Source organism: Sphingobacterium sp. UBA1498, from assembly GCF_002325125.1.
In the GTDB taxonomy this organism is placed as follows: domain Bacteria; phylum Bacteroidota; class Bacteroidia; order Sphingobacteriales; family Sphingobacteriaceae; genus Sphingobacterium.
The window spans coordinates 71,054-85,827 of sequence record NZ_DCRG01000037.1 but is presented as its reverse complement, the minus strand read 5'-3'; the positions used below and the strand labels follow the sequence as shown (position 1 = coordinate 85,827).

Sequence of the window (14,774 nt, the reverse complement as noted above, 5' to 3'; positions counted from 1 at the left end):
AATGGGTTTAATAGTTTATTTTTAATGTACGAGTCTGTTTGCCCCTGCCAGTATACGCGATTAGTACGCCCGCTTTTTAAGGGTAACACCCGAGTTTTTATTGTCTTGCTTCTGCAACGAATTCAAGCGCTTTTTGTGTATTTTCGACTAAATTACTGGTGTCTTTAGGGTCAATTAACTTGCTCCCCATGCCCACAGCACAAACGCCTGATTTGAACCATGCCTTTAAGTTATCCATTTCGATTTCTACACCCCCCGTCGGCATAAATTTCTGACCTTTAAATAGGTCCCGGATTGATGACATGAATGCTGGGCCTAAAATATTTGCAGGAAACAATTTGATAAGTGCTGCCTCTTGTTCTTGAGCCGTATAGATTTCTGTCGGTGTCATACATCCGGGAATCCATAGCTTACGCTGCTCGTGCACTAACGATCCAACCAGCGGATTGACCAGTGGTGAAACGATAAAATCCGCACCAATTTGTAGAAATTGTTGTGCTTCGTTAACGGATTTAATCGTCCCAATACCTAAATAAAGATCTGGCATCTCCAGGTCTCTTGTGGCAACTAAGCGCTCGAAAACAGCCAAAGCTTCGGGACCTCGATTTGTAAATTCAAAAACACGTATTCCTGCTTGGTATAATGTGCGTAGAATCGCGATGCTTTCTGCTTTATCGTGATGGAAGAACAGGGGAAGCATCCCTTGTTCAATGATTTTATCTAATACAATCTCTTTTAAATTCATGCTGTCATTCTATTTTTTATATCGTCTACAGAACTCGTTGTTGCATCGCTTGCAATAAATAGTTTATCAAATGCGGCAAGCGTGGCAAACTCTAATGTCGCTTTTGGAGAAAGATTGGAGTATAGCCCATAAATCAGACCTGCCATAAAGCAGTCGCCGCTGCCTACTTTATCCAAAATCTCGTCCGCAATATATGTTGTTGATTTAATGAGGCTGTCTTTGTCAAACAGTGTTGTATAATACTTTATTCCTTTATTTTGATGGTCAAAACGAAAAGTATTGGCCACATATTGACATATCGGATTAGTGACAATGATTTCTCTGCTTGTACGATCCGCTTGCGCCAATAACTCTTCTTCTAAATAATCCGAAGAAGAATTAAGAAACCTTTCATCTAGTGGGGTACCAAGCATTTGATGTGCTGCCCAGATATTTCCCATGATTAAATTGCAATACTTGGCAATGGCAGGCATAATCTCCTTCGGAGATTTTCCGTATTTCCAAAGCTTTGCACGATAATTCAGGTCTAGTGACACAAAAATACCCTTCTCTTGTGCTTTTGCTACAGCTTCTAAACACAGGTCGGCAATATCTTGGTTGATTGCAGGGCATATCGCAGAAAAATGAAACCATTTGACGTCAACAAAGACCTCATCCCAATTGATACTGCCTACTTTGAGATTGGAAAACGATGAATTTGCGCGATCATAAATTACTCCTGCATTTTTTAAATCCTTCCCTTTGGGAAGATAGTAGATGCCCAATCGTTCTCCACCCCATAGCATTGCTGATGTGTCGATATTTCTACGTTTTAGGTAGTTGTCAATACCCTCGCAGATGGCATTTTGGGGCACAGCAGAAAGATAGGCTGATGGCACATCCCACAATGCCAAAGCTGTGGCTACATTCAACTCTGCACCGCCCACATAGAACGGCAACTGATGTTGTTCGATCCAATCCTGTTCGATATCGGGGCAGATCCTTAGCAGCAATTCCCCAAAGCTTAAAACTTTACCCTGCATGTTCATTAAAATTCAAAATATTCTTTCGCATTATTATAGCTGATATCCTGTATGATTTTCCCTACCCATTGGATATCATTTGGTATTTCTCCCTTTTCGATGTCTTCCCCAAATATGTCACAGACTAATCTCCTGAAATATTCATGCCTAGGGAATGAAAGGAAACTTCTGGAATCGGTCAGCATACCCACAAGTCGGCTTAGTAGCCCCATATTTGATAGCGTATTGAGTTGTTTTGTCATGCCATCTTTTTGGTCCAAAAACCACCAAGCTGAGCCAAATTGAATCTTCCCTTTGATAGAACCGTCATTGAAATTACCGATCATGGTGGCAATAAGTTCGTTGTCTGCAGGATTAAGATTGTACAAGATGGTTTTGGTTAGCTTATCTTGATTGTCTAATTTATTCAAAAATTTTGACAATGCACGTGCCTGACTAAAATCTCCAATAGAATCCCATCCGGTATCTGGGCCTATCAGACGATGCATGCGCGCATTGTTATTGCGTAGTGCGCCCAGATGGTATTGCTGAACCCATCCTTTTTCATGATCCCATTCGGCAAAATAAATCAGCATCGCAGATTTAAATTTTAAGCTTTCTGAGATAGAAATTTCCTTTTTTGTCCGAATCTTATCAAAGATCGCTACGATTTCTGTCTCGGTATAGTCTTCCGCGTAGATTTGTTCCAAACCATGGTCCGACACTTTACATCCATGGTCCGCAAAGAAATCATGTCTTGATTTTAATGCTTCTAAGTATGTTCCTAGGCTATTGATTTGAATGTCACTTACCTCTTCAAGTTTATCAATGTATTGATTTAAAGCGATAATATCGTCCGAGTTCATTGCTTTGTCGGGGCGAAATGCAGGTAGCATCTTGAACGATTCGTGTTCTTTTGCAAACTGTTGATGAAATGCTAAGCTATCGATCGGGTCGTCTGTTGTGCAGACAACTTCTACGTTCATCATTTTAAGCAGACCACGTACAGAATAGCTGTCTTGGCTCAATTTGGAAGCAGTATCTGCATATATTTTAGAAGCGGTTTTTGGCGATAAGATATCCGTAATTCCAAAATATCGCTGTAATTCAAGATGTGTCCAATGATAGAGTGGATTACGCAAAGTATAAGGTACTGTCTCTGCCCATTTCGCAAATTTTTCTTCATCTGGGGCATCGCCAGTGATAAAACGCTCATCGACCCCATTTGCGCGCATGGCCCGCCATTTATAATGATCACCATTTAACCAAACCTGGCTGATATTTTCAAATTTAACATCGTTTGCGATCTGCTCCGGAATCAAGTGATTATGGTAATCAATGATGGGCAGCTGTTTTGAATAATTGTGATACAGCTCAACCGCTGTATTCGTTTTCAATAAAAAATTGTCGTCTAAAAAAGTTTTCATGCTATATGCTGATTTATAAGCTTACACCTCTTTTCCAAGGTATAAAGTCATCCTGATTTAATAACACAGCTTTAGGAGTTACTTCCCCGCTGGCTGCCTTGATACAATATTCTAATATGTCTTCTCCCATCGTTTGGATCGATTTATCTCCATCTATAATAGGACCGGTATTGATATCGATAATGTCAGCCATTTTAGTTGCCAGGACATTATTTGTCGCCACTTTGATGACGGGACATATCGGGTTACCAGTAGGAGTGCCCAAGCCTGTAGTAAACAGAATAAGTGTTGCACCTGCGGCAGCTTTTCCTGTAGTAGCTTCCACATCATTCCCTGGAGTGCAAACTAGATTAAGACCTGGCTTCGTCGCCTCTTCTGTATAGTCCAGAACATCAACCACGGGAGATGTCCCGCCCTTTTTTGCAGCACCATTGCTTTTGATCGCATCGGTAATAAGACCGTCACGAATATTTCCTGGAGAGGGATTCATGTAAAATCCAGAACCAACAGCTTCGGCTGCATGGCTATAGGCCGTCATCAGATCAATGAATTTATTCGCTGCTTTGGGGTCGATAGTACGGTCTATTAAATTCTGCTCGGCTCCGCATAACTCCGGAAATTCAGCTAAGAGAACTTTGCCGCCCAGCGTAACCAGAAGATCGGCTGTGTAACCAACGGCAGGGTTGGCAGAGATACCGCTAAATCCGTCACTGCCGCCGCATTTTACCCCTAGGGTCAATTTACTCAATGGAACAGGCTGTCTCGAGAATTTATTGATTTCCGTCAGTCCAACGAAAGTCTGCAAGATCGCTTCTTTAATGAGCAGTTCTTCGCTTTTGGATTGTTGTTGTTCAAATACAAAGAGGGGTTTATCGAAGGCAGGATTGCGTAATTTGATATCCTTAACAAGGTCATTGAGTTGAAGGTTCTGACAACCCAAGCTCAAGATTGTCACACCGGCCACATTTGGATGATCTGCATAGGCAGCCAATAATTTGCTCAATATGGCTGCATCTTGGCGTATTCCACCACAACCACCTTGATGATTTAGGAATTTTATACCATCAACGTTTTTAAAAATGCGATCACTTTGATCTGTTGTACTATTTAGCCGCTCCAGAGAGGCGACAGATAACTCTTCCCCTTTTTCGTAGGCTGTTAATAACTGGTGAGTGAAGTTTTTATATTTTCCAGTCACAGAATACCCAAGTTCATTATACAGTGCTTCTTTGATCACATCAAGATTTCTATTTTCGCAGAAGACAGTCGGAATGAATAACCAGTAATTTGCAGTTCCGGCACGACCATCTGAACGTAAGTAGCCCTGGAAAGTTCGACCCTCGAACTTGGAAACATCGGGCTTTTCCCAATGATAATTTGAAGGTCTGAAATGATAGGGCTCCGCAGCATGTTTGGTATTGTCCGTATTCATGATACTTCCCTGCGGGATATCAAATTGCGCTTTCCCTACCAGTAAACCATACATGTAGATTTCATCACCAAAGTGCATGTCTTGCATAAAAAATTTATGCTTGGCAGGAATATCCTCCTGCAAAATATAATGATTTCCCTCAAACGAGATCGTATCACCCTTTTTAAGATCTTGTAAGGCAACTAAGACGTTGTCTTTGGGGTGTATTTGTAATACTTTATTTTTCATTAAAGCTTCTTTTTGTTAAGTCCCCTTTGAAATACACGGTTGTTTTGAATAGCGTATTGGATTTTCAAGCGAGCGTATTTCATGTGGTAACTTGTTATACTTTCTTATTATCAAAGGCTAATGAAAGCTCAATTGCTTTTAAAGCTCCGTTTTCAGCGATCAGTTGTAATTTTTCTTTAACTGTTTCTTCAAAACGTGCAAATTCCGTTAAATCTTCACCCCATAGGTCTATTGCAGAAAGTAGGGTATGCACAATCTGATCTTGATTCGCCCATGCGGCGTATATTTTTGGAGCCAACTCATCTTGAAGCTCGATGGTATGCCCATTGATTACACGGATATAATGATCATCTTTCTGCTCGGATTTTAAAAAATAAAGATAGGCTGCAAAACCAAGCGCAAAAAGCTGCGGTGCTTCATGATGCTTCGCATACCATTTTTTTAATAAAGGGATATTCCGCATGGCCATTTTTGAACTGTAATTCAAAGCAATGGATTCCCATTTGTGTTCAAGATGTGGATTAGCGAAGCGATCAATCACTTTGGATGAAAAATCGTTAATATCTGAAACGGAGATAGTTTCGCTTACGATAGCTGGACCGATTTCATCGCGCATTAAGGAACTGACAAATTGGTGGAAAGCGTAATTTTTCATCGCTTCTTTTACCGTATTGAAGCCTGAAAGAAGCGCAAGAGCACAACTCAATGTATGTGTCCCATTGAGCAGTCTAAGCTTGATTTCCTTGTATTTTTCAATCGACGGAACCAATAATACATTGGAGTCTGCTAAAGCGAAAGAAAGTCGTTGATTCACACGCTCAGACAATGATTCGATTGCCCACAAGCGAAAGGGTTCTGCCATAATCATCAATTGATCCTCATAACCTAATAGCTCGCAGGTTTTTGCATATTCTGTTGAGGGGAGCGCTCCAGGAACGATACGGTCGACTAAGGTGTTGCAGAAATCGTTGGCGGTGTCAAGCCAATCCATAAATGAATCGGGTAACTCGTTAAGTTTCGCCAGCTCCGTGATAATAGATTTTAGTTTACTCCCGTTTTCGGTAATCAATTCGGTAGGAACTATAGTTAAACCCTTGTTTGTGTCGCCATTAAAATAGACAAATCTCCGGTATAGAACGGCGAGAAGTTTACCTGGAAAAGAGGCCGGCGGCATGGCATTGACGTTGTCGTCGCTCATGGTAATACCAACCTCCGTTGTGTTGGAAAAGACAATTTCAAGATCTGGATTTTCTGCGCTTTTCAATATTTCTTCCCAATGCTGATTTGCAGATAGCACACGAGAAATAGCATTGTTGATTTCGTAATGAGCAACTTCCATCCCGTCTTCTATACCTTTGATACATAATGTATATAAACTATTCTGCTGTTCGAAGGCATCGGCGCCAGCGGATGCGGTCGACTTCACAACCAACACTCTTCCTTGGAACAAGTTCTGCTGATTGGCCTTATGAACAACATAGTCAGGTAGACCCCTGAGCAATACACCCGTACCAAATTGGAGGATCTTTTCCGGATAGGAGAAAGAAATTGCTGTGGGCTTGTGCACCAGATCAGCATTAATCGTTTGTATAGTATGTTGCGTTAGTAACATGTGATGCTATTTTTATTTATTGAATGTGATGTTGTTTTTTCCACTTTGGATAATCTTTTTGTATAAGTTTTTCGGGCCAATTTCCAAACCATGCATATCCATTTCTCCGTTCTTCGGATACTTCATCGAAACGGTATTTGACCGTATTATCTCGATCACCAAAAAGGGGACGGTTGTCCTTTAGATGATAAAATCTGGCCCATATCGTGGACGAACTATCAGCGATAAGTTTACGTTCACTCTTGCCTGTCAACGTGTTTTTAACGTGATCAAAACGGTAACCTTCGATATCATTTCGTTGAAACCAATTTATTGCCTGTTCAATGGCCTGTTGAATCTCGGGCGTTACAGGCTGCAGCATTAAAAAACGGACGATAGCAACCGATTCACTGGTACTCAATGAAGGGGGTTCGAATTTTCGGGCTTGGGCAGGTATTAATGTTTGCTCATCGTATTGGGCAGCCCATATACTCCGCTCTCCGTCTTGGATGACCTGAGTTTTTAGGATACATGCTATGCCCTTCGCTATGGCGTGTTGAGCTTTGGATATAAAGGTAGGATTAACAGCGTCAAAACCAAGCTGCTTATTGGCCACATGGTGTAGAACCATCAATGCATTGATCATCGCATTATCATTATAGGTGATCTCAGCTCTATAAAGCGATTTATTGGGATAATACTGTGGGAACCCACCGTTGTCATATTGAGCTGATAGGAGATAGGAAATGCCTTTTTCGGCAGCCTTCAGGTAAACGTCGTTCTTTGTCTCCTTAAAAGCGTTTATTAACCCATTTATTTCCCGGGTTGTCGCACCATTGTCAAGCGTGGCATGATCAATATCCGTTTTTTTGATCTTTCGAAGCAGCTCTTTTGTAAGTGGAAGCTTATAGTCGACGACGCTTTTGTCGACCAACTGCTTAGGCCAGGCACCATTTGTTAGCTGATATACAAGCATCTTCTCTGCAAGTGAATCTTTGGCAGCCAGGCCTTGTGCAACGCATGGGCTACCCAATAAGAAAGCCGCGATGGAACTAACAATAGCGATTCTTTTCATAGTCCTTATTTATTGACCTGTTTAAATAACCACTGTACTAAGTCATTGGCCGCAGTAAAATTTTCGTATTCTTTCGGTAACTTTCGCCCGTCTGTATACTCGTTATACAACCAGGGATCTCCGATTGCAAATACCGTTCCTTTTCCATATTTTGCTGTAGCAATGATCGTGTCACCATGGTCTTGAATCAATGTCTGAGCGGGAGATTTTACCTGTAATGTTGAAATCTCCTTGATATATATTTTGGATGTATTTGGAAATACGATATCACCTTTCGGGATAGGTATTGCGCCTGTTTGAAATTCATTTCCTTTTACGCTATTACGGCTATCTTCATTGAATGTAATGCCGAACTTTTGCGCAAGCATATTGAATTTCTTAATCTCACAATTACCGCTATCATTTAAGAAAAGAACAAGTACGCCCCCCCTGTCCACCCATTGAGCAATCTGCTGTGCATGGGTTTCGTTCATAAAATGCGGCTTTTCGGTTTCTTTCTCTGTGTCAGGATCCACAATAATGTAAATATTGGATTTCAAGAGATTATTTAATGTAGGTGCTGTCTTTAAAGTATTTAACTTCCCTCCATTTTTTTCAAATATCCTGCCCAATAAGGAAAAACCGTTGTTGTCATCACCATCCCAAAGGTAGTGATAGGGTTTAAGCTCACCTGATGCCGTCTTTTTATACTCATTGTTGAAATAATTATCCAGTGTGACGACATGTTGTTTTTTGCCTTTTTTTCCCTGCGCAAATTCAACTTCTGATGCGGCAAGGATAAAGGCACCAATACCTTTTGGATCGTTAGTAACAACGGGTTCACTCATGTAATATGCAAAACTACCGTCGCGATATTTTTTTCCGCCTAAACCAGAAACCTGCACCGTTTTGTTGAGGTCTACACGGTTATCTCCAGCAACGCTAATAAATTCCTTTACGATCCCTTGATAGCCCCGATCCAAATACTTCTGAAACGATGTTCGAATATACCCCTTACGTAATGATTTCGCTAATCCAAATACGAACATACTGGAAGCTGAAGACTCTAAATAATTTCCCTTTCTCGTTCCCAAATCCACAATATCGTACCAAACACCAGTTTTGGTGTCCTGGTATTTAACAACGGCTGATAGGGTTCGATCTAAGATTGCGATCAGTTCCTGTCTGCGCGGGTGATCTTCCGGAAAATAATCCAATACGTCTACCAGAGCCATTACATACCAGCCCATACCGCGGGCCCAAAAATGTGGTGATAGACCTGTTTTTGGATCGGACCAGCGTTCCTTCTTTGATTCGTCCCAACCATGATACAAAAGCCCAGTTTTTGGATCACGGGCATTTTTTTCCATGTAAACAAATTGGTTTGCGATATCATCAAAAGCGGATGGAATATTCATAAGGCTAGCGTATTCAGCATAGAAGGGCTGGGCCATGTAAAGGCCATCTAACCACATCTGATAAGGATAAATCTTCTTATGCCAAAAACCGCCCTCGTGAGTACGTGGATGTTTTTGAAGTTGTGCATATAACCGATGGCATGCCTGAAGATATTTTTCTTTGCCTGTTACTTTATATAGCATTAATAGGGTTGTGCCGTTTTTGATATTGTCAATATTGAAGTCTTTGACATCATAATTTTTAATAGAATCAGGTATACTCAGGTAAGCATCCATGCGGGATTGCATATAGTTAAAATAATCTGCATTTCCTGTATTGCGCCATACCGCTGTTAAGCCTTCAAAAATAACCCCCATATCGTACGACCATTTTGGAAACTTGTCCGTCTTATTAAATAAAGAATCTGGATAGAGTTTTTCAAGTACTGTGTTGGCCATTTGTTCAGAAAGAGGTTTCTGTTGTCCAAATCCTGCGAATGGAATAAACATCGGCAGGACTAAAAAAAATAAAAATAACTTTCTCATCACATTCCTAATTTTTAATTGTTAAGGACTTTTCTGTACTTCCTGCAATAAATTGACTGACAACTTTAGCCGAGGAAGTATTGGATTTTGTTAGTCGTATATTGTCACTTTTATCGCCAGATACTTGGACATACAGCTCAGGAGCATCCAGTGCTTGGATATTGTCCAAATGTATGCCGCTGCTGTTTTCAATAATAATGAGAGGATTACTTTGCTGTGTTTTTAATACAATGTTTTTAAGATTGATTTGCGAAGCTTCAATGATTTCAATTCCTTTATTTGCCTGCAGTGTTGCATGCTCAATCCAGATATTCTGAATGTGCATTTCAGGAAGACCTCGGAAGAAAATACCTTTTGAAGCTCCCTTAGCTACAATATTTTTGATATAGAAATTCTTGAATTGTGGTGTCTCTTCTGTGACTGGAATGTTGACTGATTTTATCGCCGGTCTCTTTTCTCCAGCAAGCGGTACCGGATCTACAGCAGCATAATACATATCGAATAAAATCGCTTCACCAGGGATATCAACCATATTGATATTATTGATAAATATATTTTCAACAATTCCACCTCTGCCCCTTGTTGTTTTGAAACGAAGTCCAATGTCAGTACCAATAAATGAACAGTCTTCAACCCATATATTGCGAGCTCCGCCACTCATCTCACTGCCAATCACAAAGCCCCCATGAGCGTGATAAACAACACTGTTGCGGATAATGACATTTTCTGTTGGTTTACCCCGTTCTCGCCCCGCCTTATCGCGGCCGGACTTAATACAAATGCCGTCATCACCAACATCGAAAGTGCAATCTTCAATGAGGACGTTCTTACAAGATTCAACATCTACACCATCCCCATTCTGGCCATACCAAGGGTTGCGGACAGATACTTTACGTAAGGTAAGGTCTTCACATAAAAGGGGATGTATATTCCAGGCTGGGGAGTTTTGGATTGTAACCCCTTCTATTAATACTTTTTTACAATTTGTAAATACCAAAAGATTGGGACGTAAAAAATCTTTAACATCTTTGAAGTCTTCGGCGGTCGTACCCGGACGGATTACGCCCGCCTTCTTTTGTTTTGAACCTCTAAGAGAACTTTCCGAGGGGTACCATATTGCTGCATCGCTATCGACTGTCCCGCCAGATGCTACAAGGTTTTTCCATTGAGAGCTTGTGAGTTTGCTTTTTTTGACCATCCGCCAAGCATCGCCGCTTCCATCAATAATACCATCACCTGTAATAGCAATATTGCTTAGATTTTTACCCGATATTGGGTTTTGATTCCGCCATGCTGGCTCTCCTTCCCAATTTGATTCAACAAGTTTGTACTGATCAAAATCCTTTGTAAATAGCAAGACTGCATCTCGTTTAAGGTGTAGATTTACATTACTCTGCATCTCAATAGGGCCTGTTAGCCAAATCCCTGCAGGGATCAATACCACGCCCCCACCACGCTCACTACACGTGCGTATGGCTTGGTTAATAGTCGCCGTATTCAGAAATTGACCATTTCCTTTGGCTCCATAATTACTAATATTTAAAGTGTCTTTTTTAAATTCGACCTGCTGTATAATTGGACGAGCCGGTTCTTGTGACATGCCAATCTGTGGCAGCATAAGAAGCAAACCGAGTGCGAATTGTAATGTACGGGAATAGTACCTTTTAAACGGAGTCATTTTTTTACATTTTGGTTTAAAAACGGTTATTTGCAAAAGCAATTGTACATTCTTTGTTCGTAACTTAGATGAAAAACTTATGCAATCGTTACCGGCCATCACTTACGCTATCGAATGAGAGATTTGGCGTCCAATCCTTGAAAATATGCTGAATAGTAAAGTTTTTTACTTCTCCATCAGTTAGGATATGACTCCATTTGACACGACTTTGTGACATGGAACCTGCTCCTTTACTGTTATATTCTGCAAAATAGGCTGTCTTTTCGTTCGATTCCTTTCCCCAGTTGTGCCACCCTTTGCTTTCTATAAATTCTGGTAGGTTACAATTCATGAAGATTACTTTGGCATAAGGCCGCCAAGGCCGACCTAAGTAGAAACTCTTTGTGTCTTTATTTCCAGTTACCTTGCAGTTGTTAAAAATATAGCCAAAGTCTGCTTGCTCTGGAGTTGCGGCGGCGGTAATATATCCGCTGTTTTTGCAATGTAGTTCGCAGTCCTCGAACCAAGCTGTGGACGCGCCAAATATAAAATCCACCGTTCCTTCGATATAGCATTGAAAATAAAACTGCCTCGCACCTTTCCCATAGGTATACAAGGTGTCTTGAAAACCCAAGAAGCGACAATGGAGAAACAGGTTGCAATCGCCTGCTATCCAGGCTGCAACAGCCTGCCCCACCGGGCCAGATACGTTCTCAAAAGAAAGGTTTATAGCTGTAAAGTCATCGCCATAACAATAGAATGTTGCAGAGCCAGAGGTACCCATTTCTTCGCCAAAACGATTTTTCTTTTGTGCGTAATCATCATGACTGATAACCGTTCGAAATTTATCTTCACCAATCAAGGTGACAAACTGCTTACTTCCCGGCACAATGATTTTTTCGCGATAGGTTCCATTTTTGATAAATATTTTAGTCTCCTTTTTTCGAAAATCAGGGACAGCATTGATGGCGTCTTGAACCGTGGTGAAATCTCCAGTACCATCCGCGGCCACGGTAAAGTCATAACTCTTTACGTCCACAGCAAAAAGAAAAAAAGGGATAAAAAAAAGAGAAAGTATAGTTGCTCGCATTCCAGATTGTTTAATTGGTCAATGAAATTACCAATATTAAAGCCTTCGTTAAAGAAAATCCCTCAAAATAAATGCGCAAACGTTATCGGTCACGTTTGCGGAAAGGTGTTAGATGCTAAATTGTTTAGACGAAAGATAATTGTATTGCATATAAAAAGCAATTTCTCTAAGTTTGTTCAACAAATTGCTCAACATGGATATCCAATCACTCTATCAGATTTATAAACAGTATCCGAATATTACAACAGATACACGTAAAATTGGAAAAGATAGTATCTTTTTCGCTTTAAAAGGGGCTAATTTCAATGGCAATACTTTCGCAGAAAACGCGATTGAAATGGGCGCCAAATATGTTGTTATTGACGAAGATATTTACCAAAAAGATGAAAGTTATATTCTTGTTGATGATGTTCTTAGTACATTGCAGCAGCTTGCGAATTATCACCGGCATCAATTGCATATTCCCATTATTGGCGTGACTGGTACGAATGGAAAAACTACAACCAAAGAGCTGTTATATGCGGTGGTTTCACAAAAGTTCAAGGCATATGCAACGAAAGGAAATTTAAATAACCACATTGGAGTTCCGTTAACTTTATTAGCAATAGACGATTCGATCGAACTGGCAATTATAGAAATGGGAGCAAATCATTTGAAAGAAATTGCTTTTTTATGTGGAATTGCCGAACCGACACATGGTTTGATTTCTAACGTTGGTAAAGCACATCTCGAGGGTTTTGGATCTTTTGAAGGTGTAAAGACAACCAAAGGCGAACTGTACGACTGGTTGCAGGACCATCAAGGTGTATTATTTTTGCAGGCGGATAATCCACATCTCAAGGAAATGGCTGCCGCCCGCCAGATAACCGATATTGTTACTTATGGTTTTTCGGAAAATAATCAGGTCATAGGGAAGCTTCTTAAAGCAAATCCTCTGTTGCAAATTGAATGGCAAAAGAAGGGTACGACCGACTCTTATGTAGTAAATACCCAATTAACAGGATCTTATAATACCGAAAATTTTCTAGCTGCTATTGCTGTAGGGTTGCATTTTGACATTTCTGCTGCTGCCATCAATCGGGGGATTGAAGGGTACACCCCAACGAACAATCGTTCTCAGGTGATGAAAACTGCACACAATACACTGATCTGCGATTATTATAATGCAAATGCAACGAGCATGTCCGCTGCACTAGATAATATCCGTATTATTGATGCGGATAAGAAAGCAATTGTATTGGGAGATATGTTCGAATTGGGAGAAGAATCTTTTGAAGAGCATAAAAAAATTGTCGAAAACGTAAGATCTATCCCAGCTGATCGTAAGATCTTTGTTGGAAAAGAGTTTTTTGTGCATCAATACAAGGGGGGAGAGTTTTATGAAACTACTGCCGAAGCAAAACAAGCCATCCGTGACACGCCAGTAATGAACAGCACGGTTTTACTGAAAGCCTCAAGGGGCATGGCGTTTGAAAATTTAGTCGAATTACTATAGTCTTTTTAGCTTTGTGTTATGCACAACTAGGGGATAAGTTTGGCGTGCGACCATATTGCGACCATGGTGCTCCCGCATTGAATGTACTTTAAAAGGTGGACTCAACGTGGACTCACGGTGGACTTACCGTGGTCGCATGGCGAAGATAGTAGGTGTTTACTGTGGCTTTGGTGCCGCTGAATACCAAATTACCCATCAGGCAAATTTGAGTAAAAAGGAAGTGCAAAACAAACAGTTTTGTCATGTAAGAATTAAATAATGAGTAAAATGAGCAAATTCGTTCTACGGAGAAATGATGCTCATTTGGAAAAACGTACCTTTGTTACATATAATGGATAAAAGACGTTTTTTTTTAGAAATAGCCTATTTTGGGCAGGCTTATCATGGTTGGCAGATTCAGAATAATGCAATTTCCGTGCAAGAAGTACTGAATAATGCGCTTGAAATCCTATTGCGGGAACCCATCGAAACAACTGGTGCTGGCCGCACAGATACCGGTGTTCATGCGAAACAATTGTATGCACATTTTGATGCTGTTCCTGTAGGCATTTTGCAAAAAGCAGATCGATTTATTCATTCACTTAACGCCTTATTGCCTTTTGATGTGGCAGTAAAGCGCTTGATTGAAGTGGGGCCTGAAGCGCATGCACGCTTTGATGCGACACAAAGATCATATGAGTACCATCTTCATTTTCATAAAGATCCTTTCCTATATCCCTATTCATGTTTTATGCGCGATCGCCCGGATGTAGAAAAGATGAATGAAGCGGCACAATTCTTACTGGGTAAGCAAGATTTCGAATGCTTTAGTAAGTCTCATACGCAGGTGTTTACAAATATTTGCGATATTCGTAGAGCAGAGTGGGTATGGCATAGTGAGCAACAATTGGTTTTTCACATTGCAGCAGATCGTTTTTTGCGTAATATGGTACGTGCTATTGTGGGCACATCGTTGGAAATTGGAATAAAAGGCAAGCCAATTTCGTTTATGCAGGAGGTAATTCATAGCAAGAACCGAGGGAAAGCTGGCGTTTCCGTGCCGGCACATGGCTTGTATTTAACAGAAGTAGCATATCCTTATTTATAGTATTTAATAGATATAGAATTTAAC

General features: G+C 40.6%; 11 protein-coding genes. 2 read left to right on the top strand and 9 right to left on the bottom strand.

Going from position 1 to position 14,774, the window contains the following annotated elements; genetic code table 11:
• Nucleotides 1–97 precede the first annotated feature (97 nt).
• The 9 genes from B3139_RS19760 to B3139_RS19720 all read right to left on the bottom strand — a co-directional run bounded on the left by B3139_RS19760 (nt 98) and on the right by B3139_RS19720 (nt 12,168).
• Nucleotides 98–745, bottom strand: coding sequence for a bifunctional 4-hydroxy-2-oxoglutarate aldolase/2-dehydro-3-deoxy-phosphogluconate aldolase (locus tag B3139_RS19760; RefSeq protein ID WP_293885190.1), 648 nt, complete (start codon nt 743–745; stop codon nt 98–100).
• Nucleotides 742–1,767 (bottom strand): sugar kinase, encoded by a 1,026-nt coding sequence (locus B3139_RS19755; RefSeq protein WP_293885188.1) that lies wholly within the window; start codon nt 1,765–1,767, stop codon nt 742–744. Before B3139_RS19755 ends, B3139_RS19760 begins: the two co-directional genes overlap by 4 nt.
• 5 nt (nt 1,768–1,772) lie before the next feature.
• On the bottom strand, nt 1,773–3,173 hold the full coding sequence (gene uxaC / locus B3139_RS19750) for a glucuronate isomerase (protein WP_293885187.1): 1,401 nt from the start codon (nt 3,171–3,173) through the stop codon (nt 1,773–1,775).
• A gap of 13 nt (nt 3,174–3,186) precedes the next feature.
• The gene (locus B3139_RS19745) at nt 3,187–4,833 is read right to left on the bottom strand and encodes a UxaA family hydrolase (RefSeq protein ID WP_293885186.1); all 1,647 of its coding nucleotides are present in this window, start codon (nt 4,831–4,833) and stop codon (nt 3,187–3,189) included.
• 94 nt (nt 4,834–4,927) lie between these two features.
• A complete protein-coding gene (locus B3139_RS19740) occupies nt 4,928–6,445 on the bottom strand; it encodes a tagaturonate reductase (RefSeq protein WP_293885185.1) in 1,518 nt (505 codons plus the stop codon).
• A gap of 16 nt (nt 6,446–6,461) precedes the next feature.
• Entirely contained in the window at nt 6,462–7,499 is a 1,038-nt protein-coding gene (gene pelA / locus B3139_RS19735) for a pectate lyase (RefSeq protein ID WP_293885184.1), read from the bottom strand.
• Nucleotides 7,500–7,504: 5 nt separating this feature from the next.
• The gene (locus tag B3139_RS19730; protein ID WP_293885183.1) at nt 7,505–9,421 is read right to left on the bottom strand and encodes a glycoside hydrolase family 88 protein; all 1,917 of its coding nucleotides are present in this window, start codon (nt 9,419–9,421) and stop codon (nt 7,505–7,507) included.
• 7 nt (nt 9,422–9,428) lie between these two features.
• Entirely contained in the window at nt 9,429–11,099 is a 1,671-nt protein-coding gene (locus tag B3139_RS19725; RefSeq protein ID WP_209578360.1) for a glycoside hydrolase family 28 protein, read from the bottom strand.
• Between the two features lie 88 nt (nt 11,100–11,187).
• A complete protein-coding gene (locus tag B3139_RS19720; RefSeq protein WP_209578361.1) occupies nt 11,188–12,168 on the bottom strand; it encodes a pectinesterase family protein in 981 nt (326 codons plus the stop codon).
• Nucleotides 12,169–12,361: 193 nt separating this feature from the next.
• Between B3139_RS19720 and B3139_RS19715 the strand changes: the two genes are divergently transcribed.
• Both B3139_RS19715 and truA read left to right on the top strand, forming a co-directional pair.
• A complete protein-coding gene (locus B3139_RS19715) occupies nt 12,362–13,663 on the top strand; it encodes a UDP-N-acetylmuramoyl-tripeptide--D-alanyl-D-alanine ligase (RefSeq protein WP_293885182.1) in 1,302 nt (433 codons plus the stop codon).
• A 331-nt stretch (nt 13,664–13,994) separates the two neighbouring features.
• The gene (gene truA, locus B3139_RS19710) at nt 13,995–14,750 is read left to right on the top strand and encodes a tRNA pseudouridine(38-40) synthase TruA (protein WP_209578365.1); all 756 of its coding nucleotides are present in this window, start codon (nt 13,995–13,997) and stop codon (nt 14,748–14,750) included.
• The last annotated feature ends 24 nt before the right edge of the window (nt 14,751–14,774 follow it).

Excerpts from the sequence above, each read along its gene's own strand:
- B3139_RS19760 (WP_293885190.1), bottom strand. The coding sequence starts at position 745 with ATGAATTTAAAAGAGATTGTATTAGATAAAATCATTGAACAAGGGATG.
- B3139_RS19755 (WP_293885188.1), bottom strand. The coding sequence starts at position 1,767 with ATGCAGGGTAAAGTTTTAAGCTTTGGGGAATTGCTGCTAAGGATCTGC.
- uxaC (WP_293885187.1), bottom strand. The coding sequence starts at position 3,173 with ATGAAAACTTTTTTAGACGACAATTTTTTATTGAAAACGAATACAGCG.
- B3139_RS19745 (WP_293885186.1), bottom strand. The coding sequence starts at position 4,833 with ATGAAAAATAAAGTATTACAAATACACCCCAAAGACAACGTCTTAGTT.
- B3139_RS19740 (WP_293885185.1), bottom strand. The coding sequence starts at position 6,445 with ATGTTACTAACGCAACATACTATACAAACGATTAATGCTGATCTGGTG.
- pelA (WP_293885184.1), bottom strand. The coding sequence starts at position 7,499 with ATGAAAAGAATCGCTATTGTTAGTTCCATCGCGGCTTTCTTATTGGGT.
- B3139_RS19730 (WP_293885183.1), bottom strand. The coding sequence starts at position 9,421 with ATGAGAAAGTTATTTTTATTTTTTTTAGTCCTGCCGATGTTTATTCCA.
- B3139_RS19725 (WP_209578360.1), bottom strand. The coding sequence starts at position 11,099 with ATGACTCCGTTTAAAAGGTACTATTCCCGTACATTACAATTCGCACTC.
- B3139_RS19720 (WP_209578361.1), bottom strand. The coding sequence starts at position 12,168 with ATGCGAGCAACTATACTTTCTCTTTTTTTTATCCCTTTTTTTCTTTTT.
- B3139_RS19715 (WP_293885182.1), top strand. The coding sequence starts at position 12,362 with ATGGATATCCAATCACTCTATCAGATTTATAAACAGTATCCGAATATT.
- truA (WP_209578365.1), top strand. The coding sequence starts at position 13,995 with ATGGATAAAAGACGTTTTTTTTTAGAAATAGCCTATTTTGGGCAGGCT.